This window comes from Sphingobium xenophagum (assembly GCF_002288285.1).
In the GTDB taxonomy this organism is placed as follows: domain Bacteria; phylum Pseudomonadota; class Alphaproteobacteria; order Sphingomonadales; family Sphingomonadaceae; genus Sphingobium; species Sphingobium xenophagum.
In genome coordinates this window covers 94,906-120,777 of record NZ_CP022747.1, presented here as the reverse complement: position 1 = coordinate 120,777, position 25,872 = coordinate 94,906, and the positions used below count along the sequence as shown (strand labels likewise).

Annotated in this window: 27 protein-coding genes and 1 pseudogene; 5 read left to right on the top strand and 23 right to left on the bottom strand. The window is 64.5% G+C overall.

What is annotated here, in order from left to right; genetic code table 11:
• From traU to CJD35_RS18555, 14 genes are read right to left on the bottom strand one after another with little or no spacing between them, the layout of a single operon-like run.
• Nucleotides 1-1,023, bottom strand: coding sequence for a conjugal transfer pilus assembly protein TraU (gene traU, locus CJD35_RS18620; RefSeq protein WP_066701734.1), 1,023 nt, complete (start codon nt 1,021-1,023; stop codon nt 1-3).
• Nucleotides 1,020-1,292, bottom strand: coding sequence for a hypothetical protein (locus tag CJD35_RS18615; RefSeq protein WP_095687396.1), 273 nt, complete (start codon nt 1,290-1,292; stop codon nt 1,020-1,022). Before CJD35_RS18615 ends, traU begins: the two co-directional genes overlap by 4 nt.
• The gene (traW, locus tag CJD35_RS18610; RefSeq protein ID WP_095687395.1) at nt 1,292-1,945 is read right to left on the bottom strand and encodes a type-F conjugative transfer system protein TraW; all 654 of its coding nucleotides are present in this window, start codon (nt 1,943-1,945) and stop codon (nt 1,292-1,294) included. Before traW ends, CJD35_RS18615 begins: the two co-directional genes overlap by 1 nt.
• Nucleotides 1,942-2,505: a S26 family signal peptidase gene (locus tag CJD35_RS18605; protein WP_174703674.1), complete on the bottom strand. Its 564-nt coding sequence runs from the start codon at nt 2,503-2,505 to the stop codon at nt 1,942-1,944. Before CJD35_RS18605 ends, traW begins: the two co-directional genes overlap by 4 nt.
• Nucleotides 2,486-3,133 (bottom strand): TrbI F-type domain-containing protein, encoded by a 648-nt coding sequence (locus tag CJD35_RS18600; RefSeq protein ID WP_095687394.1) that lies wholly within the window; start codon nt 3,131-3,133, stop codon nt 2,486-2,488. Before CJD35_RS18600 ends, CJD35_RS18605 begins: the two co-directional genes overlap by 20 nt.
• Nucleotides 3,126-3,500: a hypothetical protein gene (locus CJD35_RS18595; protein WP_095687393.1), complete on the bottom strand. Its 375-nt coding sequence runs from the start codon at nt 3,498-3,500 to the stop codon at nt 3,126-3,128. The genes CJD35_RS18600 and CJD35_RS18595 overlap by 8 nt, the downstream gene beginning before the upstream one ends.
• Nucleotides 3,501-3,505: 5 nt before the next feature.
• A complete protein-coding gene (traC, locus tag CJD35_RS18590; RefSeq protein WP_095687392.1) occupies nt 3,506-6,100 on the bottom strand; it encodes a type IV secretion system protein TraC in 2,595 nt (864 codons plus the stop codon).
• Between the two features lies 1 nt (nt 6,101).
• Entirely contained in the window at nt 6,102-7,094 is a 993-nt protein-coding gene (locus CJD35_RS18585) for a TraV family lipoprotein (protein WP_095687391.1), read from the bottom strand.
• Nucleotides 7,091-7,972: a DsbC family protein gene (locus CJD35_RS18580; protein WP_095687390.1), complete on the bottom strand. Its 882-nt coding sequence runs from the start codon at nt 7,970-7,972 to the stop codon at nt 7,091-7,093. Before CJD35_RS18580 ends, CJD35_RS18585 begins: the two co-directional genes overlap by 4 nt.
• Nucleotides 7,959-9,290 carry a TraB/VirB10 family protein gene (locus tag CJD35_RS18575; RefSeq protein ID WP_095687389.1) on the bottom strand — a complete coding sequence of 444 codons (1,332 nt, stop codon included), beginning with the start codon at nt 9,288-9,290 and terminating at the stop codon, nt 7,959-7,961. The genes CJD35_RS18580 and CJD35_RS18575 overlap by 14 nt, the downstream gene beginning before the upstream one ends.
• A gap of 4 nt (nt 9,291-9,294) precedes the next feature.
• The gene (locus CJD35_RS18570) at nt 9,295-10,098 is read right to left on the bottom strand and encodes a type-F conjugative transfer system secretin TraK (RefSeq protein ID WP_095687388.1); all 804 of its coding nucleotides are present in this window, start codon (nt 10,096-10,098) and stop codon (nt 9,295-9,297) included.
• Complete coding sequence (locus tag CJD35_RS18565; protein WP_095687387.1) at nt 10,095-10,661, bottom strand: type IV conjugative transfer system protein TraE; 567 nt, start codon at nt 10,659-10,661, stop codon at nt 10,095-10,097. The genes CJD35_RS18570 and CJD35_RS18565 overlap by 4 nt, the downstream gene beginning before the upstream one ends.
• A 1-nt stretch (nt 10,662) precedes the next feature.
• A complete protein-coding gene (gene traL / locus CJD35_RS18560; RefSeq protein ID WP_008832027.1) occupies nt 10,663-10,953 on the bottom strand; it encodes a type IV conjugative transfer system protein TraL in 291 nt (96 codons plus the stop codon).
• Nucleotides 10,954-11,008: 55 nt separating this feature from the next.
• Nucleotides 11,009-11,329, bottom strand: a complete 321-nt coding sequence (locus tag CJD35_RS18555; RefSeq protein WP_041380237.1) for a TrbC/VirB2 family protein — start codon at nt 11,327-11,329, stop codon at nt 11,009-11,011.
• Nucleotides 11,330-11,689: 360 nt separating this feature from the next.
• Here CJD35_RS18555 and CJD35_RS18550 point away from each other — a divergent pair, with 360 nt between their 5' ends.
• Both CJD35_RS18550 and CJD35_RS18545 read left to right on the top strand, forming a co-directional pair.
• Complete coding sequence (locus tag CJD35_RS18550; RefSeq protein ID WP_095687386.1) at nt 11,690-12,202, top strand: hypothetical protein; 513 nt, start codon at nt 11,690-11,692, stop codon at nt 12,200-12,202.
• Between the two features lie 95 nt (nt 12,203-12,297).
• Complete coding sequence (locus CJD35_RS18545; protein WP_008832024.1) at nt 12,298-12,846, top strand: hypothetical protein; 549 nt, start codon at nt 12,298-12,300, stop codon at nt 12,844-12,846.
• A 54-nt stretch (nt 12,847-12,900) separates the two neighbouring features.
• On the opposite strand, the gene CJD35_RS18540 is transcribed toward CJD35_RS18545, so the two are convergent.
• Nucleotides 12,901-13,902: a lytic transglycosylase domain-containing protein gene (locus tag CJD35_RS18540; protein WP_095687385.1), complete on the bottom strand. Its 1,002-nt coding sequence runs from the start codon at nt 13,900-13,902 to the stop codon at nt 12,901-12,903.
• 110 nt (nt 13,903-14,012) lie between these two features.
• Between CJD35_RS18540 and CJD35_RS18535 the strand changes: the two are divergent.
• Nucleotides 14,013-15,307: pseudogene (locus CJD35_RS18535) on the top strand (hypothetical protein).
• Nucleotides 15,308-15,353: 46 nt separating this feature from the next.
• Here CJD35_RS18535 and CJD35_RS18530 read toward each other — a convergent pair.
• A complete protein-coding gene (locus CJD35_RS18530) occupies nt 15,354-15,623 on the bottom strand; it encodes a hypothetical protein (protein WP_095687384.1) in 270 nt (89 codons plus the stop codon).
• Between the two features lie 166 nt (nt 15,624-15,789).
• On the opposite strand from CJD35_RS18530, the gene CJD35_RS18525 reads away from it, so the two are divergent.
• On the top strand, nt 15,790-16,128 hold the full coding sequence (locus tag CJD35_RS18525) for a hypothetical protein (RefSeq protein WP_244917344.1): 339 nt from the start codon (nt 15,790-15,792) through the stop codon (nt 16,126-16,128).
• A gap of 139 nt (nt 16,129-16,267) precedes the next feature.
• On the top strand, nt 16,268-16,771 hold the full coding sequence (locus CJD35_RS18520) for a DUF983 domain-containing protein (RefSeq protein WP_244917343.1): 504 nt from the start codon (nt 16,268-16,270) through the stop codon (nt 16,769-16,771).
• Nucleotides 16,772-16,786: 15 nt separating this feature from the next.
• Here the strand turns inward: CJD35_RS18520 and CJD35_RS18515 are convergent, their stop codons facing one another.
• The 7 genes from CJD35_RS18515 to htpG all read right to left on the bottom strand — a co-directional run bounded on the left by CJD35_RS18515 (nt 16,787) and on the right by htpG (nt 25,608).
• Complete coding sequence (locus tag CJD35_RS18515) at nt 16,787-17,920, bottom strand: hybrid sensor histidine kinase/response regulator (protein WP_095687383.1); 1,134 nt, start codon at nt 17,918-17,920, stop codon at nt 16,787-16,789.
• On the bottom strand, nt 17,917-18,492 hold the full coding sequence (locus CJD35_RS18510) for a chemotaxis protein CheB (RefSeq protein ID WP_095687382.1): 576 nt from the start codon (nt 18,490-18,492) through the stop codon (nt 17,917-17,919). Before CJD35_RS18510 ends, CJD35_RS18515 begins: the two co-directional genes overlap by 4 nt.
• Nucleotides 18,489-19,313 (bottom strand): CheR family methyltransferase, encoded by an 825-nt coding sequence (locus CJD35_RS18505; protein WP_095687381.1) that lies wholly within the window; start codon nt 19,311-19,313, stop codon nt 18,489-18,491. Before CJD35_RS18505 ends, CJD35_RS18510 begins: the two co-directional genes overlap by 4 nt.
• 10 nt (nt 19,314-19,323) lie before the next feature.
• Complete coding sequence (locus CJD35_RS18500) at nt 19,324-22,752, bottom strand: response regulator (RefSeq protein ID WP_095687490.1); 3,429 nt, start codon at nt 22,750-22,752, stop codon at nt 19,324-19,326.
• 123 nt (nt 22,753-22,875) lie between these two features.
• Entirely contained in the window at nt 22,876-23,160 is a 285-nt protein-coding gene (locus tag CJD35_RS18495) for a DUF167 domain-containing protein (protein ID WP_095687380.1), read from the bottom strand.
• A 140-nt stretch (nt 23,161-23,300) separates the two neighbouring features.
• Nucleotides 23,301-23,456: a hypothetical protein gene (locus CJD35_RS22520; protein ID WP_157742339.1), complete on the bottom strand. Its 156-nt coding sequence runs from the start codon at nt 23,454-23,456 to the stop codon at nt 23,301-23,303.
• A gap of 259 nt (nt 23,457-23,715) precedes the next feature.
• Nucleotides 23,716-25,608, bottom strand: a complete 1,893-nt coding sequence (gene htpG / locus CJD35_RS18490) for a molecular chaperone HtpG (protein ID WP_095687379.1) — start codon at nt 25,606-25,608, stop codon at nt 23,716-23,718.
• Nucleotides 25,609-25,872 lie beyond the last annotated feature (264 nt).

The following is a 25,872-nucleotide window of genomic DNA, read 5'->3' as shown; positions in this document are numbered from 1 at the left end:
CTACAGGACACAACAGTTGCGCTTGCGCCAGACGAGGTAGCCCATGTCCTCGCCGCCGGCGGGATAGGCGCGACCCGCATCGGGCGGCATCGTGGAAGCCCCGATTGCGGAGCAGGCGAACCTCCCGCTCACGGTCGGGATCGGATTGACCATCTGGAAACGATATTGCTGCTTGCGCATGATCGGCATGAGGTACTTCTTGCACAAGCCCTTCGAGCCCATCGTCCCCCAGGCCAGCGCCTCGCGGTGCATCTTGTAGGCGAAGCGGGAGACCGCCAGCCGCGACGACTGCACATGGCCGATCGAGGCCGGGACATTGCCGTTGAGCGGGTACATCGAACCCTGGCAGCCCGCGCACCAGAAGAGCGGATCGAGCGGTAGGTTGACCGTTCCGGCAATGCAGTCACCCGCGCAGGCGGCCTGAGCAATCGGATTGGCGAAGATGATCGCCTCGGGGTTGATCAGCGTGGTGAGGGCATCGTCCTGCCAGAGCGGATCGATCTCGGTCATATAGGCGATGTCGAAGCTCGCCTGCTCGAAGCAGACGAAGTCGGTCAGGATCTCCATCCAATAGAGTAGCGGATACACATACCAGTGCACATGCCACTTGGCCGTGCTTTGCGACCGCCCGCCGACCATCGAGGGACCGGCAAGATAGCCCTGCCCGATATCGAACCCGGGGGCGATACGGATACCGCCCAGGTTGGGGAAGCACCACGGCTTCATCGTCACATCAGCGAGGCGAGCCGGCTCCCAGAAACCGACGGCAATGCCAATGCGCGGCAACGGATCCGCGCAGGCGCAGACCGGCGAGGCGGGATTGCTGGTATCGGGCCGGCCGCTCGGCCAGATCTTGAGGCCGCCCACCGACAGGGGAAAGAGGCACGACCAGCAGACGTCGGTGATCGGATTGACGAACTTGCCGTTGCAGGTCGGTCCGGCCGCTTGCGCTGGCGCCGCAAAAAGCACCAGCGTCAGGAGAAGCGACACAGCGCCGAGCAGGGATCGAAGACCGCGCGTCATTCTCGCTCTCCCAATTGATCGAGATAGGCTGTGTCAGCGCGCTGCTTGCGAGCCAGATACAGCGCTGTGTAGAGCGCCGTGGCGACGAGCAGCGCGAGGGCCACCGCCGCGACGGCCGGGCGGCCGACCCATTGGCGCAGCGGGCCGACCCCCCCGACCACGAGCGCGAGAAGGATGCACAACGCCTGCCACGTCCGGCGCATGCGGCGCAGGTCGCTTGTCTCGGGCGCGGCCATCGGCGTGCGCAGGAGGTCGAGCCACAAGGGCATCAGCCCGCCCTCCCCTTGAGCGCATGTTCGGTGACCCGCATCACGCGGCCCGCCTGGCTGACGACGGCGGGCGTGTGCTCGATGCCGAAGCGGCCGGTGAGCTTGCCCTCCTGGTCGAAATAGAAGCGCCGCTTGCGCTGCGACATCGCCTCGATCGGCGATCCCTTCACGAAGATGATCTTCGCCTTCATGTCGCTATATTTGCCGCAGGCCCAAGCCAGCTGCTCGGCATTGTCCCCATCGACGAAGACAAGATCCTGATGAATGCCGACGAAATCGAGCGGGTTCACCTTTTGACCCGCCTTTGCGATCATATTTCCCTTCTGGTCGCGGACATCGTGGTCGATGCGAACCGAGGGATCGAAATCCCAGCTGCGCGTCTCCTGGGCCGGCGAGATACCGGCGACGGGATCTGGCCGGCGCACCTTGGCCTCGACCCGCTTGGCGAAAAGCGCGTTGGTTCGCGCCAGTTCGCCGCTCGCTTCGGCACGGCGCAGCCGCGCCTCGATCGTCGCGAGCAGGTCAGGCTCGATGATCGGAAAGGCCTGCCCTGCCGTTCCATAGTCGCGCGCCTCGCTGGCGGAGCCGGCAAGAAGCAGGGTCGTGCCGCCCAGGCATGCGGTCGTCACCGCCAGCAGGATGGTGCGCCTCATAGTAGCGGCTCCCCGGTCCCGATAATCTGGCGCGCGCAGACGAATCCGATGTCGGCATAGCGGCTGTCGAACCCGTCCTTGTGCGGCGTCCCGACAAAATAGCAGCCCGCCGGGATCGGCCCGGTCGCGCCGGGCGTCAACAGCTCGCCCAGGCGCGAGGCTCGCTTCATGCGCGCCACCATGCGGCCGCCGATCAGGACGTCGTTCCCGCTATGGGAAACGACATCGCCGGGGAGACCATAAACCAGCTTGCCGAACATAGCGGGCCGCGCTCCGAAATGGCGATGCACGAGAGCGGTCGCGGGCGGGTCGAAGAAGACATAGTCACCGCGGCCCGGCAGTCGGCCCCGATCGATGAGGAACGCCCAGTTCGGCAGGGATTCGCTCGCGTTGATGAGGAAGGCATGACGATCGCGCCAATCCGCGATCGCGCCCAGAACCACTGTGCCGACCGACAGGAGCCCCAGCGCTGCCCAGAGATGCTTGCGCGGTCGCCAGGCCGTTGCGGGGTGCGCCGGCACCATCGGGGTTTCGCCCTTGTCACTGAGCAGGGCCGACATCGGGCGCTCCAAAGCTCGACACGGTGGCTCCCTGGGCACCAACGGCCGGGGGAAGGACGGATGGAACCGGTTGGGCGGTGGCTTGTGCGGCGCTCGCCGGCGCGGCCGTCCGCGGATCCTGCGGCACGGGCATCTCGGGCGCGGCCTGCAGGCTCATTTGCTGCAGGCGCTGCAGCTCGTCGGCCGTTATCCGCTTGGGTATCGGCACGCCCGAGGCGTAGACCGCCTTCTTCACCGTTTCCGTGATGTCATCGACATTCTTGCTGAGCACAGCCTCGCCGACGAGGATGACGTCGCCATGGGCGCTGCGACGCGCAAGCTCCTTGTCGAGCGATGCCATGAAGGCCTGCATCTCGGCCTTGACCCGCTCAGGTGGCGATGCCGAGTAGCGCTGCGCCTCGACATATTCTCCGACCAGTTCGGAGAGCTTGACCGAGACGATATGATCGGGCCGGGCACTCACCTGCCGGGTCACCCACATCGCCCAGACGAGCGACGCGAGCAGCAGGAGCCCGCCCAGCATCTGCCAGCGGGTCAATCCTGCGAAGAGGGCCCGGCGGCGCGAGCGCGTGGCTTTGCCCGACGGCGCGGGGACGGGAGGAAGATCGAGTTCAGCCTGCTCAGCCATGGGAACGGTTCCCTTCAGACACATGACGCGGAATGATGAGATGTCGGCGCAGCACGATGATCGCGCCGGCCAGGAGAAGCTGCGCGCAGGCCAGCACCTGCTTGAACGATGCGATGCGCGCTGGGTCCGCGGCGACGTAGCGGCTCGCCATATTGGCCAGCTGGTGCATCATGCCGTCGATCGAGAAGCCGCCGATCGCCAGGAAGAAGAGGAAGAACAGTCCCCAGCTGATCAGCAGCGACGACAGGGTGAAACCGAAAAGGTGGAGATACCAATAGAGGATCGTGCGCAGGTCGAGCCGGATGCACGGGGTAGTCGCCGCCGATGGGCCGGGCTTAAGCGTCTCTTCGCTCGGGATCGTTGCCACCGGGCCTACTCCGCGGCGATTGCGACGTCGGGATCACTCTCCGCGTTCGCCGCCCATTTCTCGGGATTGTCGGGAAAGGCGATGCGCTCGATCGCCTCGTCCATGCTGAGACCCTCGCCGATCAGCGCCTCTATCCGGGCGAAGGTCTGCGGGCTCGAGGAAAACAATGTGGCCGAATAGGGATCCAGAACCAGGCGACCAACCGCCAGCGTCTCGGGTCCCTTGATCATGATGTCCGAATATTCGAAGCCGTTGCGCTTCAAGGAGCGCAGCAGCGCATCGGTATAATCGTCCATCTCGAAGCGATCATGCTTCTTGAAATCGGCTATCGTTTCCGGCTTCTGCTGCAGAATGACGAACCAGTCGCTGTTCTCCAGCGCTGCGATTGACCCCGCCGACTTGTAATAGTCGTTGAGCGACTGCGTGGCGGTGACGAGCGAGGCGCCATATTTGCGGCAGGTGCGCGCATAGGTCTCGATGAAGTCGGCCATGGCCCCGCCGCGCAGCAGCTGCCAGGCTTCATCCAGCAGCAGTGCCTTGGGGATTGCGCGATCGACCTTGCGCATCACCTGCTGCGACATGAACATGATGGCGGTGAGAACCACGCTGCGCAGTTCTTCGCGCGCGGAGAGATCCGAGAGCTCGAAGACGGTGAGCTGCGCCTTCAGTTCGAAGCTGACCTCCCCCTGGAAGAACCGGCCGTAGGTGCCCGCCGCCGAGAAGGGGCGCATAGCAATACCGAGGTCGTGCGCGAGCGCGTTGCCGGTTGCATCGAGCGCCTCGATCACAAGGTCGATCGATCCTCTTCGGCCGTGCGCCTCCCAAACCGTGTTGACCGCGCCATCGATGAGGCCGCGCTCGGTATCGTTGAGACGGTCGATGTGGCGCGACATCTGGTTCACGATGGCCTTGAGCATCGCCATGCAGTCGAGCAGATAGTCCTCGTCCTCCGCCGCCTGGGCCTCGTCGATCATCGAGAAGGGATTGAGGCAGAAGCCAGAGCTCATGGTGAATTCGACGAAGGCGCCGCCCTGCAATTTGGCCGAATGCTCGAAGGAGCGGCCATCGTCGATCACGACCACCTTCGCGCCAGCGCCGCACAGCGAAGCGCACAGCTCCTGCAAGGCCACCGACTTGCCCGATCCCGATTTGCCGAAGACCGCGACATTATGGTTGCCCGCCGCGTTTTCGAAGGGTGACCAGAAGAAGGGCTGGCCGCGCCGTCCCACCATCAGGAGATGTGGCACATGGCCGCCCAGATATTCGCCCTGCAGCGGCGCGAGATTGGCTGCGGTGGTGGTGAGCAGAGTGCGCATGCGCTTCATCCGCTCGAGATCGCGCGACAGGCCGTTGGCCATCGTCATGGGCATGGCGCAGAGCAGGCCCATCACCTGCAGGTAGCGGTCGTCGAGCAGGTCCCAGCCCGCCGCGCGGTAGACGGATTTGAGCACGCGTTCGTTGGCGTCGCCGCGCCCCTTGGGCGAGAAGGACGTGACCGAAAAGAACACCCGCACGAGCTTGCGGCCCTGCCGGATCTCGTCGTTGACGAAGCGCCACTCCTGGCTCTGGTCGCGCAGCTGCGGCAGGAAACGCGCGGACTTGGAATCGGCGAGACTCGTCGTCCGCATGAACTTGAAACTCGCCTTGTTCGACGAGGCCTGGGTGTCCGGATATTCAACGCACAGGTTCGTCGCGACCGGGCACGGCATGCGCAGCTTGTCGGTGAACATGTCGCCCACGAGCTTCGCCATGTCCCAGGGCGCCCAGCGATTGGGCAGGTTGCGCACCGAGAAGGAGCGCACGTCGAAGACATCGGGATAAATTTCGCCGATCTCCGGGGCCCCTTCGTGGACCTTGCCGGTCGGTCGGAACCGCTCGGTGCGCAGCAGCATCCGGTCGGGTTCGACCCGGAGCTCGATGTCGCGGCGAATGGCCTGGTCGGCGATGGGATCGAAGGGATTGTAGCTGACGACGTCCTCGCCGGCAGCCGTGGTCGGTGAGGTGATGTCGTCGATCCAGGCGATCAGCGCGACCGGATCCATGCGCCGGGTCGTGACCCCCACCGAAGCCAGCGCGGAGACGAGGCCCTCCATGACCGAGACGATGTCGTCATCGGACACCGACGAGCTCTCGGGCGTCGAATAGGAGATCGCCACGCGGTGATGGCGCAGGCAAAAGGGCGCGTCCTTCGAGAGCGACTGCCATACGCCGTCGCTGAGGAAATCGACCCGGTGCTTGGCCATCCGTTCGTAGACGCCGCGTGCGGCATAGCGCGGCAGATACCATTTGCTCAGCGCCTCCCCCACGCGCGGGCTCATCCACTGATGGAACTGGATGCAGCCCGGCGCGGGAATGCCTTCGGACAGGAACTGCGTGATGATCTCCGCGGTGCGCTCGTCAGCGCCCACCATTGGAGCGGCCTCGATCACGAAACCGCGCGAGGCGCTGTTGTAGAAGATCCCCGTCTTGGGATCATAACTGCGATAGGGCAGCCAGTGCGCCAGCATGGGAACGCCGAGCGCGGGCCGGTCATCATCGGGACGCGCCGCATCGCCGAAGAGCCCCGAGAGCATGCTGTCGAAAAAGCCGCCTTTCGCCATGTCAGTTCTCCTCCGCGACGGCGCCGGGGAATGCGGCCGAATTCACCGTGGGCTTGAGCACCGGCCGCAAGTCGGGCGCCTGCGCGCCCGTGGCCGCTGCCCGCGCACCATCCTGTGCCTGCGACGCCACCGCCTGGTACCGGCTATCGGCTTTCACCCGCGCCGCCGCTTCCGCGCCAGCGGCCGTCTTGGCGGGAGCGCCAGGGACTGCCGCAGCCTGCGGGACGGACGGGACCGCGCGTGCCGGCGGTGCAGCCGCTGCCGCGGGAGGAGCAGTCGGTTCGGCAGACGGGGCCGCAGCGCTCACGGGTTGCGCGGGTGTCGCTGCGACCTTGCGCCGCGCCCGCGCATCCGGCTTTGGCGAAAGCCGGGCCGCGACAGCGCTCTTGATGCTGGCAACCGGATCTGATGTCGCACGCGCCCGCGCAGCAGCGACAGCCGCCGGGTCAGGCAGGCCTTCGGCGGGGGAGAAGCGCTCCGTCTCGGCCCGATCGACCGCGTCGGCGAGCGTCTCGCCCGCATAGGCCGCGGCGCGCTCATTGCGGGAGGAGAGGCCAGACGCGTCCGCGATAGCCTGCTGCTGCCACTCGCCTTGCGCAACCACGGCATGGACGGCACTCGCCTCGTGCAACCGGCCGCGCTCGTCGATATAGGGCTGGAAGACGATCCGCAGCACTTTCTCCTGTGTGCGGCCCGCCTCTCCGACCGACACCGGCATGCGCCGCGGGCTTGCCACCGCTGTCCGGGCGGCTTTCCCCCCTCCCATGTCGGGATCGCGATAGGGTCCCGCCGCTGACGGCACGGCGTCCGGCGCTTCAGCTGTGATAAGGGCCAGTGCCCGGTCGTCGATCGATGACGACGGCGCACAAATTCCGTCCGGCGCAGGGCAGGAAAAACTCCCCGCGATATTGCTGCCGAACGAGGCGCAGCCCCCCATGACTGGCAGGACGGCGAGCGCTAGGCCAGCATGCCAGCGAGTGGCGCGGCCCTTCACGACTTGGCTCCCTTCAGCCACGCTTCGAGCACGTCCTTGGGTCGGTAGCCCTCAAGCATCGCGCCGTCGCTGCGGACGATCACCGGGGTCCCGCTCAGTCCATGACTGCGGGCGAACTGCTCGTTGGCGTCGAGACCGCGCGTGTCGCATTTGCCGCCGCTTTCGAAGGGCGCACCGGAATAGGCGGCGTGGAGCGCCTCTTCCCGGTTCTTGGCGCAATAGACGCGGTCGGCCAGATCCCGGCTGCCCAAGACCGAAATGGGCCGTTCGATGACCTTGACGTCCATGCTGCGCAGCACGCTGGTAAGCGCGCGGCAGTAGCCGCAGCGAAAATCGGTAAAGACCGTGACCGACTGGCTCGATGCCTTGTTGCCCCAGACGATCGCTCCGTCGCGGGGCAGCCCCGCGAGCGACAGCGTGGCCGGCCGCACCGGCACTGAGACACGGCGCGCGCCGGCTGTCGGTGCGACGGGAGAAGCTTCCGCCTCGCCGTCGAGGGCGGCCGTCGCATTGGCCTTGGCCGCGCCGCCGACCAGCATGTCGGGGTTCATCTCCAGGAGGCGTGCGGCCGTCACGTCCTGCCGCGTTTCCATGTCGTAGACCCGGCCGATGACGAGATAGCGGGCGCCTCGATCGACATAGAAGAGGTTGGCGCCGGCGGTCACTTCGCACAGCCCTGCGACCTTGGCGCAGTTGACAGCGCTGATCTCGGTCTTGGGCAGCCGTACCTTGAGCAGGCCGGCGACCTGGCTGTCTTCGGTCGGCACGGCGGCGGCAGCAATGGCTGCAGCGCCTAGTCCGACTACCGGCAGGGCGACGAGGCCAAAGCTCCAGGGCGTGCGCGCAGCAGCGGCGCGAAGGCGATCAGTTACGGACATAGACACCCTCCAAGAAGACGATTTCGACATCGATGCCGGTCGGCATCTCGATCACCGGCTGATATTGTTCGGCGCGCTCGATCAGATATTTCGAGACCATGTCGCCGGTCTGGGCGACGCCTTCCCCGAAGCCACCCTCCAGGATCTCGCCCGCCGAGAGTTTGTCGCGCTTGCCGTTTGTGGTGATGTTGGTGCCCTGGAACACCGAATTGGCGTTTGCGGAGAAGCCGCGGCCAAAACCACCGAAGAGGCCGGCAATGAAGGCCTGCGTCACCAGCCCGCCTTCGCGCGAGACCACCCGGCCGCGCACCCCGGTTTTGCCGCCGAAGGCGATGAAGCCCTTGACCTCCGAAACCGCATAGCGGCCGCCGGGCTGCGGACAGGTCATCTTTTGCAGTTTGACGTAGACCTTCTCGGCCGAAAGGTCGCCGCGCGCCGCCCCGTTGATGAGGCAGCCCTCGATCTTGGTGGTGAGCAGGCGTCCGTTCTGGAAGACGCTGCGCGCAGGGCCCGTCACGCGCAGCACGACCGGAAGCGGATCGGACTGGCTGTTGACGCCGGCACTTGCATCGACGCCAACGATCACTTTGGCAGACGCGAAGCTGTTGGGCGGCAGGTAATTGACGCTGTCGGTGTAGACCGTGTTGCCCTTGGCAACGCGCGAGGCATTGCCGGTTTCGGCGGTCTGGAAGTTCACCATCTTGACCTCCGCGCCGCCCATCGGCGCGCCGGCGGGCCCGGTTGCCCCCGGCGTGCCATCGGGCCGCCGATAGGCCTGGGTCCCGCCCGGTCCGTAGAGCGCGGCTGGTCCAGGCTGGGGCGGCGGTGCCGCCCGCTGCTGCGCCGCCTCGCGCTTGAGCCGTTCGTTCTCGGCCTGGTAGGCGGAGAAGACCCGCTGGCCATCAGCCTGAAGGGCCTGGTTCTGCCCTTTCAGCGCTTCGACCTGGGCTGCCAGTGCGTCGACGCGGTTCTGCTGCGCATTCACCGACTTCAGCTGGTTTTCCATCGACTGGAACTGGTTCTCGGACATCCCCATCCACTCCTGTTGGGAGAGGTTGCGGTTCACGAGATCCTTGGTCGACACCTCGACCTTTTCGCCGTCGTCGTCTTCGGCCGCGTCCTTGTCGTTGCCCCCGAAGATCCAGAAGGAAGAGAGCACCAGCCCCGCGCCGGCAACGCCCGCGAGCAGCAACCGCTGCTTCTTGCGGGTCGCCTCGTTGCTGCCGATTTCGCCGGTTACGGGAGAAACATTCTCTGTCTCTTCATCGGGACCGTCCAGGGTTCGACGGGTGCGCGAGAAAATGTCCGCGAGTGCCATATGACTACCTCCCGATCTGCGAGACGAGATAGGCCGTGGTGACCTTGCCGGGCGCGAGCGTCGACTCGGCGATGGAGACGGCGAGCGCGCTGCGCGGCGCGACCGCGCCTTCGTTGAGCGCGATCGGCGCGTTACTCATATTCTCGATGCGCAGAACCTTGCCGGTAAGCTCCTGCCCCCGATATTCCGCGATCATCTGGACTTTGAGCCCGCCGACGAAGACCGGGCGCAAAGTGCGCTGCCGCATCTCGTAGCCATCGACTATGCTGTTGGAATACATCGCCTGAACGAGTTCGACGGCTGCATCCTGCGGGCCGGCATTGATCGTGGCGGCGACCGCCTCACCCGACCGATCTTTCGCGATCGCCGGATTCGAAACGAAGACCTGCGCCGCCTGCTCGCCGCCAATGCGGCAAACGAACTTGTAGACATAGCCGCGCTTGGTCGTGCCGAAGAAGGAGAGCGCGGGCCGCCCGAAACCCTCGGGTACCGACAGATAGATGTCGCCGCGCACCGGTTCGTTGACGACGCTGAAATCGTCCGTCGGATTGCCGGTGGAGATCTTCGAGACGCTGGCGAACTCGTCCTCGACGAGGCTGATGCGGGTCAGGTCCTTGGCCGACGCCTGGCAGTCGACCTGGCTGCTGTCGGACGCCATGATCGTCTGATCCGCCCAGGCGGGCTCGGCGATCAGGAGCAGGCCGACCGCGACCAAACCCGCGCCCATGAAACGGCTCGCGTGGCAATAATATCGGGAGCACAAGGCGGCGCCGGCAGCCGTGCTGCCGATGGCGATAGCACTCATCATTGATCTCCTTCCTCGGCTTTGGACACCATCCCGAAGCCGACGAGCTGCAGCGAGACGCCCGAATATTTCCATTTGAAGCGGAAGGTCCGGCGGTCCTTGGAGATGACCTTGCTGCCTACGATCGTGTGCAGGTCGCCCGTCACGTCCGAGGTCAGATTGTCCGGATCGAGCTTCATCGACTGGATCGCGAAGAACTGCGCGATCGAGGAACCGCGCTGCTCGTTGACGATCTTGAGAAGGTCCGCCTTGAGCCGCCCCTGTGCGCTTGGCGCCGTGATATCGAGAACCGACTTCATCCAGTATTCCAGGTTGCTGGGCGATCGATCGAGGGTCAGCACCGCGGCATCGCGGGTAACCATCTCGAGATACTCGCGGCTGACCCCGGCGCTGCTGACTGTGAGCGGCGACCGCAGGATCGGTTGCAAGACAATCTCCCGATCCCGGGTCGCAACCATCAGGAAGAGGATGGCGGTAAGCGCTGCGAGCACGCCGGCGATGGCGACGAAGAGGTTGCGCTGCTTGAGAACGCGCTGGCTTTGCGCGTGGCTGTTGGCGATCTCCATGTCAGCCGGCCATCAGTCGAAGGTAGGAGGGCGGTGTCGCCTTCATGCCGGTAAACCCGGCCGGAAGATGCCAATAGGCCATGTGCAGCAGCCAGGATGCCGCCCGTCCCGCCTTAGCGCGCTTCAAGCCCCACCAGCCTGCTCCAGCGAGCAAAATGCCGATAAGGATATGCTGAGACAGGATCCCCCAGGTGAACGGAATCACCATCGCGAGGAACTCATCCAGGGTCCACAGCCCGATCAGTTCTGGATCATCCAGATGAGTTGGAATGACATATTTGTCCGCAGACATCGCACCACCCTCCATTTGGACCGCCGGCGCTGCTACGCCGCCGGCCCGAACCACGTCAGATCGTTGCGGTGACAGTCGAGGTGACGATCGGCACGCCGGTGCCGGCACCCACGCCGACGCCCACCGGGATGGCGATCTGACCCATCGAGAAGCGGCCCGAGGCGAGCGCCACCACGCCGCCGGCGAGGCTGAGCACGGTGATGATCTTGCCGCCCGATCCCTCGAGGAAGTCGGTGAACTTGGTGAGCGCGGTGTCGAAGGTGGTGTCGGCGCCGGCGAAGGCCGGTCCGGCAAACATGAGCAGCGCGAAGGCCAGCGCCGCGATCACGAGGATCGCAAGCTCCGCCCGGCCGCCATGCTTCAGTACCTGTTGCATGAGCATTTCCTTCCGATTGAGACGCGGCGGTTCCGCGCCCAATCGAAGGCTGTCCCCTCGCTCGCCGGCCGGGCAACCTTCCCCGGCTCGGCGCGTTGCGGGAGGCATGAATTTTTCTTCCCGCCCGAGTCGCTTGGCGCTGCGCGCGAACCGCTTCGGTACGCGCTGCGGGCCGGGGTGGCTCGCCGGGCAGACCAGGGCGGTCAACAGCGCGCGCCACGCTGGCCCGAAATCCGAGCCACCCGCGCGACTCGCGAAAATTTGCGATAAGATTGGTTAACGGTTAAGTTCTACCGTGGAATCGGCATGAGGTTCGTGCCCGTAGCAAGGACGCGGGATCCGGCACTCCAGGGGGGTCGAGTGGGGCAGGGTTACAAAACGTCACAGGGACAGGACGCGGCGGGAGTGGGTTTTCCCCGACAGGTCAGCATCGATATTTCCGAGCACTTCTTCCGCCTCACCACCGAAAGCGTGCGGCTCCGCTCGAACGAAACCCATTCTTACCAGACGCTCGCGACGCTGGTGAATGCGCGCGCCGCCTCCGCCGCGGCCATGGATCATGATTCCGATGTGCTTCGCTCGCATCTGGACAAGATCCCCACCGAAGGCGGCATTCGTATCAAACTGCGCGTTACCGCGAGCAGCGCCGAGAACCTCAGCGAGGCCCAGCATATTCTGGCCAAGCAACTCGGGCAGGGCATGTCCGCCGGCGACATGCTGTCGCTTCTCCTGTTCGACTATATCGTCGAGCAGAAGGCGAAGGCCGTCGTAGCGAAGCTGCGCGAACAGGGGCTCGATTTACCGCCTACCCAGGCCACCGGAAAAATTGCGAGCGATTCGCAACAGGTAAGTCCATCCGTTCCAATGGCTTAGCCGATACCTATAAAGAAATTCAGCTCAGAGGTTGTTGCAAAGCGTTTCCCGCTGTGATTTGGTGCTCTTACGGAGCAGGATCAGGGGGCCGGTTCATGACATCCCTTGCCAGCAGCGGGGCACCTTCCTCGACGGACGAAAGCAAGTCCGCTGAAGAGAGCGCTGCGATCCCCTTCAGGGACTATATTCCTTACATTCTTCAGGCGATGTCGGATCAAAATGTGAGCGTGCGGAAACTGGCGCTCAAGACCGGCATCAGACGTAACCGCCTGTCTAATCTTCTGCGGCCCACCGCCGATCCTTCCACCCGTGAGAGCATGACGCTCGTCGAGTTTCAGACGATCCTTCATGTCCTTCAAATCGGGTTCATCCAGGCCGTTCTCGGTGTCGAAACTCTTCGCGATCTGGATCTTCTCCATGACGGCCGATTCTCTACGATGATGCAGATGATTTCCGAGGTGTTCGCGAGCCTGCCGCTCTCGCTTGTCCATGCGCTCAACGAAGTGGAAGGCATGGATGGCACCGAAATCCGCCGCGAATGGGCAGGTCCCTTGCGCGACGGCGTCGTTGACCGGGTGGTACGCGAGGTCATAGCGATCATCGAGCGTCGCGCCCGCATGGAGCAGAGCTTCCGCCTGGATTGATCGTCGGACGCCGTCCGCGCGGTTCGCACCGACCTGGGTGCCTCGGGTCTCGCCTCAGAAGCGCGAAACGACCGCGCTGCGTCCATTGAAACGCGGAGATGTTGGAGCCGGCGGTAACGATGGGCCGGTGACACTGGCCGTCCGCGTGAAGCCGCTAAGGCGCCGCCAGTTGAGGAGAATGTCGTCGACATAGGCCCGGGTCTCAGCGATGCGCGGCACCTGGCCGCCCCGCACCCGTCCCGGCCCGGCATTATAGGCCGCCAACGCCAGATGGACCTGACCGAAGCGATCGAGCTGGCTGCGCAGATAGCGCGCGCCGCCGTGCAGATTCTGCTCGATATCGTAGCGATCTACGCCCAGCCCCGCGGCCGTGCCGGGCATGAGCTGCGTCAATCCATAGGCGTTTTTCGGCGAAACGGCCCGGTCATTGTAGCGGCTTTCCCGAATGATCATGGCGTCGAAAAGGCCGACCGGGATGCCATATTGGCACGCGATCGCGCTCATCATTCCGTAATAGCCCGCCCGGCGGGTCTCCGCCTGCGCACTGAGAAAGCCGGCTGGCCGATAGCCTGCGGCATAGCATCCTGGCGTGTAGCGGGTTGCGGCGCTGGCAAAGGCCAGTCCGCCGCGCATCCACGCAGGAACGGGTATCCACTCCAGCGTCGGCTCGGCAGAAACGCCGGGCGGGGCCGCAACCGGCGGCGCCGCCCCGGAAGCCGACACGTCGACCGGCGAGGTCTCGCCGGTGGCCACGGCCGCTTGCCCATAAGTCTGCGCCATCTGGAACTGCACCCATTTGCGGCTGAGATCATGGACGCTGAACGAGGCTGGAAGTGCGGCTGGACGTGCCGCGGCGGGTGGTGCTCCTTCGTCCACCGCCGGCTTGTCCGGGCGGTCTGTGCCATCTGGGCCCGCAGCGGCCGGCAGGCGTGGCGGCGCCGGCACGCCCATCGTGATGAGCTGAACGGTGCGCGGCGAACCTTGCGTGCTGGCGGCGGCAAGCGGGGCTGCGAGGGTGATGGTGAGCAGCGGTGCAGTAAGGAGCGCGGTCTTCATAAAACCTCCCGAAACCTGTCCTTGCCCGAGTGGAGGTCAACCCAAATCCCGTTGTCAATCCCGCGGTGCCTGGTCAGACTTTGCCCATTGCGCTCCAAAAGGGCTCCTCCATGTGGCTTATCGACCGGCAGGGCGACGGACAGAAAGGTCGTCGCATCCCCCTTCCCGACCTGGTGCGATCCGCACTGGTGCGCTGGTATATGGGCGAAGGCTCGCGCGGCGATGAAGAGGCAGGGATCGCGCTTGTCCAGCAAGCTCGGATCGGCGCCAAGTGGATCGCATGCGACTGCCTGGGGCCCGACACCCGGCCGCCGGTCCTGACCCCTGCCTTTCTGTCAGAAGCTGAAACCTATTATCTGCGGCGCCTGACGGGCGCCGACCGGCCCGAGCATCGTCCGCAATGCCCCTTCTTCCGCGAGCAGGCGACCAATCGCATTTCGGAGATCCGCACGCCCCATTCACCGGCCGATCCCCGGAAGGCTATTTCGAAGTGCTGCGCCCAGCCCCTGAGAAGCTCGCGCAGAAGCCGCAGGCCGACAGCATTGACGACAGGACGCGCAATGCGACGGTGCCGCGTCTCGCCCGCCTTCTCTGGCGGCTTATGACCCTGGCCGGTGTCCAGCGCACGCCGCCGCTTGGGGCGGAGCCGCCCGAACGCTCCATTGCGAAAGAATTCAGAGCCTTGAGCGCGGCAGCCGCGCGGATCGAGCTTGCACCCGGCATCGAGCTAGGCCGCGCCTTATGGACACACGCCCGTCCCTTTCACAGCAATCGCGTTTTCGCAGGCCTGCGCGCGCTATCCCATCAGTGGCCACCGGGTCACGCACCGCAGGCGTTCCTCGCGCTCTACGCAACGGCGGTGCAGGGTGCGACCATCCATGTCGCGGGCGCCGAGCCGCTGGTGCTCGCCAATCGGGTGCAGTCGCCATCGATCCGCGGCAACCCGATCAAAGGTCCTTACCTGGTGCTGGTCGTGGTCGGTGAATATCCCGAAGCCGACGGCTATGCAGCGCTGCGCGCCTATGCGCAGCCCATCGTGTCAGGCCAGCGTTTCGTCCCGGTTGCCTCCGAATTCGAGCGATCTCTTTATCGCAGCCTGCTCGACGCGCGACGCGCGCTCGATCGTCTCGGCATCGACCTGGTGATCGAAAAGCCGCTCTTCGACCAGTTGACCCCGCAAGGCCCGTGTCGGCCCGACTTCCTGCTTGAAGCGCTATCGAGAGAGACCGGCGAGATCCGGCAGCTGGTCGTTGCGGCGCAGAGCCCGCTCGACGAGAACTATCTGGCGGTGAAAGCCGCCATCCATCCGCGCCTCGAGACGATCGCGCCGCTGATAAGCCTGGGGCCCGACGCGCTCGAAAGCGGTGCCGTACCGGATATCGTGCGAACCGCCTTAGGCCTGTGAGTCCGGCGCATCTGACAATTGTGATGCGGCTAGCGCGCCCCTCTGCTCAGGACCAGCGGAGCGTCGCGGCAAACCACGCCACGATGCACAAGGTGACCGGCGTCGACAGCAAATAGAGTTTCTGCCAGCGCCACCAGGTCCGCGGCAGGAACAATGCCGCTCCACGCACATCGTGGATCTGGCGCCAGGCACGCTCTTGAACCAGCTGTCCGAGAAGCACGGCGACCGACAGCGAAACCGCGAGCGCGCAGCACAGGCCGACGCCAACGTAAATCGCAAGCCAATTGGCAATTTCCATCTGCGTCAACTGCGCCATGAGTCTCTATGTCTTTCTTGCCATGTCCAGTACGCGCTTGAGACGACACCTGTTCCCGCGCGTTCGACACTTCCTAGCACAAGCATATTGGCAAATGGTTTAGCTCCAAAATGGTCTTAATTCAGCCTGTTGAACCCGCTCATTCTTTGCCCATCTTGCCCGGAGCGTGAATGAAAGCCGCACGGGGTGCCTGAAGCGTCGCGGGTTCGTGCGGAATCCCATGAAAGGCAACGGTTCAAGGGCGAAGAAGGCTGTGCTGGCTACGGTATTGGTGATCGTCTTCCAGGGGACGGAGAAGGTAGGCATCTATGACGATCAGCCAGCGGCCAGCGCGGCCTTGTGGAGCTTCGTCGAGGCGCATTGGGACGAGGCGCACCATGGTCCCACGCCAGAAGCCCGGAGCGAGGCGCAACTGAACCTCTTCTTTGCCGGAGAGGGCGACAGCTATGTCATCGCGGAGGCGGACCTGGGCGACGCAGCGCAGGCTCTCGGCTCGCCGTTATAAGCAAGTTCGACCGCACACTTCGGACGTCGGAATGGTGTTTTATACATCATAACTGCGCCTTCACATTTGAGTGTAAAAGCCATATGATTCCTGGGGCTGTCTGCCGTCCAGCCTTGCCTCTCTCTTCGATAGCAGCGAGATGATCTTGCCTGATTTCACCCGAACGCCATTCGATCGCCGTGATCGTCCGGCCGGCGCCCCGCCTGCCCAGTTCATCGGGCCGAAGCGTCGAGACTGCGCTCTGCCCGAAACGCTGGGTACCGCCGCGCTACGCGGCGTGCGCGGCCGCTGTCCAAGGTGCGGCGACGCGCACCTATTCCACCGATTCCTCAAACCTGTGACCATCTGCGCGCACTGCGGCCAGGACTGGAGCCATCAACGCGCGGACGATTTCCCGGCCTATGTGGCGATCATCGTCACAGGTCACCTCATGGCGCCCCTCATCATCGCGCTGGCCCGCGATTTCGCGCTCTCGGTCACCGCGATGATGGCAATCATTGTACCGCTGGCGCTTGTTCTGCTTCTCGGCCTGCTGCAGCCCGCCAAAGGCGCGATCATCGCGCTGCAGTGGTGGTGGGGCATGCACGGGTTCGAAAAGGAGCGAACAACAGGAGTGGCCGAGCCTGGGGACGATGGACCGTAGAGGTCGCGGCCCGCCTCAGAGCGGCAATACGACCTCGAACACGCTGCCCTCTCCCGGCGCGCTACGCTTGAGCGCGATCGTCCCGCCGTGGAGCTCGACCAGCTGTTTGACGAGCGCGAGTCCGATCCCAAGTCCTTCCTGCGTGCGCTGGTTGGACCCATCGATCTGGGCAAACAGATCGAAGATCCGGGCCTGCATCTCGGCCGGGATGCCGACGCCCGTATCGGCGACCTCGATGCGGACCTGATCCTCCTCGCGCCTCGCGGAGAGACGAATTTCTCCGCCCGCAGGCGTGTATTTGGCGGCGTTGGTGAGGAGATTGCCGACGACCTGCGCAAGCCGGGCATGATCGGCCTCCAGCCAGATCGGCTCAGGCGCGACATCCTGGATCAGCTCATGGCTGGCTGCGTCGATGTGATGGCGTGATCCTTCGACGGCAAAGCTAAGCAAGTCCTGGAGCAGCAGACGCTCCTTCTTGAGCGCGATCTTGCCTTGGTCGATGCGTGCGATGTCGAGCAGGTCCTCGACCAGGCTGCCGAGATGCCGCACATATTTGCTCATTTGCCCGCGCACCATCGTGGCGGTCTCGGGATCGGGCCTGCGTTCCATCAGGTGCAGCCCCGCCCCCATTGCCATGATGGGATTGCGCAATTCATGGGCGAGAACCGCCAGAAACTCATTCTTGCGGCGATCTGCGGTCTGCAGCACACCGGTCAGCTCCTCAAGCGCATCACGCTGCGCCCCGATCTTCTGGCGCTGACGATAGAGGTCGAAGAAGATGCGCGCCTTGGAGCGAAGGATATCGGCCTCGATCGGCTTCTGGAGGAAGTCCACCGCGCCCGCCTCATAGCCCCGGAAGCGGCGTTGCTGGTCGGCGCTGCCCGCGGTCAGGAAGATGATCGGAACATCACGCGCCCGCTCGCTTGCGCGCATGAACTCGGCAAGCTCGAAGCCGTCCATGCCGGGCATCTGTACGTCGAGCAGGGCGAGCGCCACGTCGTGCTGGAGAAGAAGCTCGAGCGCCTCCTCCCCGGATCGGGCCTTGAGGATCGACACACCCTGGTCGCCCAGAAGCGCCTCGAGCGCCAGAAGATTTTCTTCCAGGTCATCGACCAGAAGGCAGTTAGGCAGAGGGTTCTCACTCGTCATGGAGCCACCAGGGTCTGAAGGTAAGCGAGGATGCCGGGCACATCCTGAGTCCGCGCTTGGGGCCACGCCGCAAGCGCGGCGGCCGGCATGGTGGAACTCGAAGCACAAGTCGGGTCTTCGACAAGGGTCAGGCCGCCCGCCTCCCCGACGGCTCGCAGGCCCGCGGCGCCATCCTCGTTCGCACCGGTCAGAACGATGGCGACGAGATTGGGGCCGAAGGCGTCGGCCGCGGTCTCGAAGAGGACGTCGATCGCTGGCCGCGAATGATGAACCGGCTCGTCCATCGCCAGGGCCACGCGCCCATCCTGTTCTATCAGCAGATGATAATCGGCCGGCGCGAAATAGACCGTGCCCGGGACAGGAGTCTCCTTGTCTTCCGCCTCCTTGACTGGCAGCCCGCAGCGATCCGCGAAAAGGGTGGTGAGGGCGTTGGTGCGATCCGGCGGGATATGCACGACGATGAAGATCGGGACGGGGAACGTTGGCGGGAGCGCGGGCAGGATTTCCAGCAGGACCTGCACCGCGCCGACCGAGGCGCCGATGACGACCGCCCTGATCGGATCCCGGCTCATCCGTCCACCCGCTGATAGATCTTCTCTGCTGTATCGAAATCGGCAAAGGCCGCCGCGTGCCGGGAAAAGCGCAGGCTCTCCTTCGAGCCGAGCCCCAGAAATCCCTTACGGGCGAGGGAATCGCGGAACAGTCCGATGGCGCGATCCTGGAGCTCGCGATCGAAATAGATGAGCACGTTGCGGCACGAGATGAGATGCATCTCCGCAAACACCGCGTCGGTCACCAGGCTATGGTCGGAAAAGACGACCTGGCTCCTGAGTGTCTTGTCGAACACGGCATGCCCGTAATCGGCCGTATAATAGTCCGACAGCGACGAGCGCGCGCCCGACTTCTGGTGATTGGCCGTATATTTCTGCATCTGGTCGAGCGGATAGATTCCCGCCTGCGCCGCCCGTAAGGCATCGGGATTGATATCGGTCGCATAGAAGATCGTCCGCGCGCCGAGCCCCTCCTCGCGGAAGAGGATGGAAAGCGAATAGAGCTCCTCGCCATTGCTGCAGCCCGCCACCCAGACCTTGAGCGAGGGATAGGTTCTGAGGTGCGGGATAACGCGTTCGCGCAGCGCCTTATAGTAGGCCGGGTCACGAAACATCTCGCTGACCTGCACGGTCAGGTAATTGAGCAGGCGCGGTAGCGTCTGTTCTTCATGGAGCAGGCTTTCCTGCATCGCCGAAAAACTCGCAAAGCCCAACTGGCTCCGCGCCTGCACCAGGCGCCGCTTGATCGAGGCGCGCGCATAGGGGCGAAAATCATAATGATAGCGCTGGTAGAGCGCCTCCAGCAGGAGGCCGATCTCCAGATCCTCGAGGCCGCCTGTCACCGAGATCTCCTCATCGGGGCATCCAGACGCGCACCAACGACAAAAGTTTATCGACGTCTATGGGCTTGGCCATATAGTCGTTGGCGCCCGCTTCCAGGCAGCGTTGCTGATCGTCCGGCATGGCCTGCGCGGTCAGCATCACGATCGGCAGCTTCGTCCAGCGCGGATCGGCCCGGATCTCGCGCGTCGCGGTCAGCCCGTCCATGACCGGCATCATGACGTCCATGAGCACAAGGTCGACGGCCTTCTTCACATCGTCCCCGGCTTGGGCGAGCGCATCGATCGCCTCCTGCCCGTTGCGGGCGATCTGGACGATCGCGCCGCGCGGCTCGAGCACGCTCGACAGGGAATAGACGTTACGGACATCATCCTCGACGATGAGGATGCGCCGACCCTCGAGCGCGGCATCGCGGTGACGCGCCTTTTCGATCATGCGCCGCCGCTCGGGCGGCAGCTCGGAGACGACCTGGTGGAGGAACAGGGAAACCTCGTCGAGCAACCGCTCAGGGGATTTGGCGCCCTTGATGATGATCGAACTCGAATAGCGCCGCAGCCGCTGCTCGTCGTCGGCGGAGAGGTCGTGCCCGGTATAGACGATGACCGGCGGGAAGCCATGATCGCCCTCCTGGCTCAGCGTTTCCAGCAGATCGAACCCCGAGGTGTCCGGCAGGGTCAGGTCTAGCACCATGCAGTCGAACGTCTCGCGCCGCAGCTGTTCCAGGCATTCGGCGGCCGTGCCCACGCCGATCGTCTCGACATCGTCCGAGCCCAAAAGCTTACCCACTGCGTCGCGCTGAACCGCATCGTCCTCGACGATGAGGACCCGGCGCATGCGCGAGGCAAGCTTCGCCTGCAGGCCCTCGAGCACCTGCGCGAGTTCTTCGCGCTTGACCGGCTTGATGTGGTAGCCGACCGCACCGAGCGACAGCGCGGTCTGGCTCTGGTCGGCCGCCGAAATCACATGGATCGGAATATGGCGCGTTTCATCGTCATGCTTCAGCCGGTCAAGGACGGTAAGCCCGGACTGGTCCGGCAGACCCAGGTCGAGAACAATCGCGCTCGGCTTGAACTCGTGAGCATGTTTGATCGCGTCCTCCGCATTGCCGGCGATGACGCATTGGAAGCCGAGTTCGCGTGAAAGCTCGCACACGATCTGTGCGAACACCGCATCATCTTCGATGACGAGCAGGACCCGGTTGCCCTCGGTCAGGCTCGCCCGGTCGTCTTCCAGGCTCCATGCCGATGACGCGGGCGCCGGACGCAGGGGGATGGCGGGGGCCGCCGCGACCGGCGCGGGACCCGGGTCGGAACGCCGCCGGGTCGGCTGGGCGACGGTCTCATAGGCCAGTGGAATGGTGAGCGTGAAGGTGCTGCCTTCGCCAGGGCGGCTCTCCAGCGCAATCCGGCCGCCGAGTAGGCGCGCGAGCTCGCGAGAGATGGAAAGGCCAAGGCCCGTCCCGCCGAATTTCCGGCTGATCGTCGCGTCGGCCTGGTGGAAGGCCTCGAAGATCGAGGCCTGCTGCTCCGCCGAAATGCCGATGCCCGTGTCGCTGACGGCGAAGCGGATGGACTCATCATCCACGCGCTCAATGGCGAGGCTCACCTGTCCGCGCTCGGTGAATTTGAAGGCGTTGGACAGGAGATTCTTGAGGATCTGCTCGAGCCGCATCCGGTCGCTCTCGATCGTGCGGGCACAGTCATCGGAAAGCCTGATGTCGAAACCAAGGCCCTTCTTCTCGGCAAGCGGGTCGAAGGTCCGCCGCAGGTCGCCCGTCAGCCGCTGCAGCGCGACGGTTTCGGGACGGATCTCGATGTGCCCTGCCTCGATCTTGGACAGATCAAGAATGTCGTTGATGAGGGTCAGCAGGTCATTGCCAGAAGACTCGATCGTATTGGCATATTTGATCTGCTCGTCGGAGAGGTTGCCCTGCGAATTGTCTCCCAGCAGCTTGGAGAGGATCAGCAGCGAATTGAGCGGCGTGCGCAATTCGTGGCTCATATTGGCCAGGAAATCCGACTTATACTGGCTGGCCTGCTCAAGTTCGTGCGCCTTGGCGCCCAGCGCCGCGCCGGCCCGCTCAAGTTCGTCCCGCTGGGTTTCCAGCGTCTGCGCCTGTTCCTCAAGCTGGCTGTTGGTCTGTTCGAGTTCGACCTGCTGCTGCTCCAGACGAACCTGGGATTCCCGTAGCGCCCGCCCCTGCTCTTCGAGTTCTTCGTTGGAGACGCGCAGTTCCTCGCTCTGGGCCTGAAGCTCGCCGGCCTGGCGCTGCGTTTCCTCGAGCGCGTCCTGGAGCCGGGCCCGGAAGCGCGCCGAGCGCAGGGCGATGCCGATCGCCGGCGAGACACGCTCCAGGAGATCGAGCACCAAGGGATCGACCGGCTTGAAGAAGCCGAGCTCCAGGACCGCATTGACCTGCGCGTCCGCCTTGGCCGGTACGATGACCAGATGGCGCGGCTTGTCGCGACCGAAAGCCGAGCCGATCGTCAGATAGCCCTCCGGCACGTCTTCCAGGACCAGCGCCTTGCCATCGACTGCGACCTTGCCCAGCAAACCCTCCTTGATGTTGAAGGAGGAGGGCATATTGGCGTCGGCCGGAACCCCGACCACGGCCGCCCGCCTAAAGTGGCCGCTCTCGCCCTTGAACAGGGCGCCGCCCGAGAGCCCTGTATGCTCGGCCAGGAACGCCAAGATGTCCTCGCCAAGCTGTTCGACGGACTTGTCCCCGCGCATCGCCTCGGAGAGGCCGACTTCGCCGGACTGCAGCCATTCCTGCCCCGCGCGCGCCCGTCCATTACGGAGCAGCAGCACGAAGATCGCGATGGTGAGTGCGGAGCCCAGCAGACCCGAAACAACGCCACTGGTGATCGCCGCGCGCGCCGCGTCCGTCATGTCGCCCATGCGCTCTTCCCGCAGGCGCACTTCCTCGCGAGCCATGCCGTCAAGCTGGGCGCGGATAGCGTCCATCTCGCCCTTGCCGCGGTCGCTTGTCACGATCCCCATGGCAGCGGTCAGGCCCTGCGTGCGCCGCAATTCGATCGTCTCGCGCAATTCAGCCAACTTGGCATCGATATGGCGGTTGAGCGGTCCCAGGCTCGCTTGCTGCACCGGATTGTCGGCGGTCAGCGCCTTCAGCGCCGCGAGCCGCGCGGGCAAGGCGGCGACTGCGGTCCGGTAGGGCTCGAGATAAGCGTTGGTCCCGGTCAGCAGATAGCCGCGCTGGCCCGTCTCTGCGTCTTTGGCGGTGGAAAGAACTTCGTCGAGTGCGATCAGGACTTCATGGGTATGACGAATGGCCTTGTCGGCCTCGCGCAGCGCCTGGATATTCGAATAGGCAAGCCAGGTACTGATCAGGAAGAAAGCCAGCCCCAAGATCAGACCGGCAATGAGCCCGTTATTCTTCCGCCGCAGCGTGCCAACGGCCGTGCTCTTATTCCCCATCATTTCCGCCAACCCCGTATCCTGTCCCGACCGCGCCAAAGGTGGCTGTCATACCCTTTTTTCCAGCCCGTGAAAGGATTTGGCGAATTTACTCGCCGCGCCCCGCTGCAGCCCCGCGCGGAGCTAGATCACCCGGACGATCTTGTTTCGGCCCGTCGATCCGCGCAGCAGTTCCAGTGCAGAAACCGGTTGACCGAGCGCTGCTGCCAAAAGCTTGAGCACGGCCTCGTTGGCCTTGCCACCTTCAGGCGTCGCTGTCGTCCGGACATGCAAGATACCGTCCGCGGTCGCCAGGGTGATAGCATCGGCGGAGGCATTGGGCGTCACACGAACGGGAAGCCGGCCCGCGCCATCGACGAGCGCCAGAATATCTGCCCGTGGCGGACAGGACACTTTAGGCCGCGCCATGGCCGCGCAAAGCCGTGTTGCGTTTGAAATTGGGCCCGAAGCCAGCCTTGACCTGGACATTGCTGGCTGCCCGCCCCCGCGTCACACCGGCCCGCTTACGCACAGCGGCGCTCGGCGCGAGACAGCCAGAGAGCGACACGTCATGACCGGCGATCCCCGGCCGCACTGGGCTGCTGGTCAGCTCGACGCGCCGCTTCCCTGTTCTGCCGATCATGGGCGCGGCCTCCGGCCACGGTCACGGCGAAGAACAGCACCATCAGGATCAGGGAAATGATGACGATCGCTGCGATGATCATAATGCGTGCCGGCCCTTTTGGATTCCGTCGGGCCAGCTCCCTGCGAGATCAGCCTTGCGCCCGCAGAGGCATCATGCCTCGCTCATACATGTACCATCTGTCGATAGAGGCTGTGAATATAGAGATTTGATGTTCTATACATCAGCAGGGGGCGGGAGCCGAAGAATGCGGTATGGCCCGGACCCACTGCGAAGCGGACCCGGGCAGTAAATCTTACCTTGGCATGAGCGGCCGGCTGAGAGACGCCCCAACCGGGCCTTCAGATCGGGCCGCTGCCGCGGAGCAGGACCCGGCCAAGCCGTTCAGAAAAGGCGCGCGGATCGAGCGGCAGTTCCCCGTCGGCGATGCGGGCCTCGTCGAACAGCAGATGCGCTGCATCCTCGCGCAGATCCGCCTGCTCTGCGCCTACCGCGCTGAGCCGGGTAACGAGCGCATGCCGGGGATTGATCTCGAGGACCGGCTTGCTCACCTGCGCAAGCTGCCCCGCGCCCGCCAGGAGCCGCTCCATCTGACGGTCCATGCCATGTTCGGGCGCGACCAGGCAGACAGGGCTGTCGGTCAGCCGTTCCGACGCGCGGACATCGGACACCACGTCGCCCAACGTCGCCTTGACGAAGTCGATGAAGCCGGCGACCTCGTCCGATGTTTCCGCCGGCGGCTGTTCTCCATCGGCAAGGGGGATGAGACCCAGATCCGACATCCCCTGCGTCACCGACTTGAACGGCTTGCCTTCGAAATCCGGCGCTCCGGTCACCCAGAAGCCGTCGATCTGATCGGTAAGCAGGAGCACTTCGATGCCGCGCGCGCGGAAGCCTTCGAGCTGCGGCGAGGAGGCGAGCCGCTCGATGTCGGAACCCACCGCATAATAGATGGCGGTCTGGTTCTCTTTCAGATCGGCAGCATAGTCCTTGAGCGAACGCCATTCATTGTTCGACGTGCTGGTCTTGAAGCGGGCGAGCCCCAGCAGCGTCTCGCGCCGGGCGTAATCCTCGTAGAGACCCTCCTTCAGGACGGACCCGAAATTATCCCAGATCTTGAGATACTTGTCGCCATCGCTGTTCGAGAGCTTTTCCAATTCGCTCAGCACGCGGTTGGACACACCCTTCTGGATGGCGGCCAGAACCGGGCTCTCCTGGATCATCTCGCGCGAGACGTTGAGCGGCAAGTCCTGCGAGTCGACCAGTCCGCGCACAAAGCGCAGGTAGCGGGGCAGGATCTGCGCCTCGCCCGTGATGAACACCCGGCGGACATAGAGCTTCATCCGCCCCGCCCGATCGGGGTCGAACAGGTCGAAGGGTCGCATCTCAGGCACAAAAGCGAGCACATTATATTCGTGCACGCCCTCGGCGCGGTAGTGCAGCGTCAGTGCCGGCGTGTCGAACTGTCCGGCGTTGGTCCTATAGAAGTCAGTATAGTCTTCCTCGCTGATCTCGGACTTGGACCGCGTCCACAGCGCCGCTCCATCGGCAATCTGCGCCGGCTCCGCATCGGGCTTGTCCTTGAGGACGATCGGGACCGGGACATGGCCCGACTGCGCCTTGATCTTGGGCTCCACGCTGAAGCGCCGGGTATAGTCGGCCGCATCTTCCTTGAGATGAAGAATGACGCGCGTTCCGCGCGCCGGAGCCTCGGCCGGATCAGCATCCCCGATTGAGTAGGTGCCCAAACCATCCGACGTCCACAGGCCAGCACCCTCCTCGCCAGCGCGGCGCGATAGCACGTCGACCTTGTCTGCGACCATGAAGGCGGAATAGAAGCCGACGCCAAACTGGCCGATGAGCTGGCCGCCCTCGCCATCCTTCTTGGCGGCGATCTGTTCCATGAAGGCCTTGGTGCCTGAGCGGGCGATCGTGCCGAGCGCCTCGGCCATTTCGGCCTGGGTCATGCCGATGCCATTGTCCTCAATGGTCAACTGGCGCGCATCGGGATCGAGCGTGATCATGATCCGCGGCTGAGGGTCGTCTCCCAGCAGTGCCGGCGCGGCTATCGCTTCGTAGCGCAGCTTTTCGCAGGCGTCGGCGGCGTTGGACACCAGTTCGCGAAGGAAGACATCCTTGTCCGAATAGACGGAGTGCACCATGAGGTGCAGCAGCCTGGCGACATCGGCCTCAAAGGACCGCGTGTCGGGGGAAGCGTCGGTAATCGTGCTCATCGCTATATTTCGCTCTCCTTAGAATGGCGGGCGAAATCTGGTTGGCACCGCCCGGTTTTTCAACCCGGGGAACAGGCGTGATCGCGGGGCGGGACCCAAGTGACGCACCAGTTCGGCGGGATGATGAGCCTCAAATCCGTCGCGGGGGCCCGGCAGGCGGCGCGTTGCTTGTCCCTGCAATGGTCGGCCCTCGCGCTCGGCGTTGCCGATTCAGTAGGATGGGTACTGCTTAGCGCTGCCAAGGCGGACCTGCTGCTTGCGCAG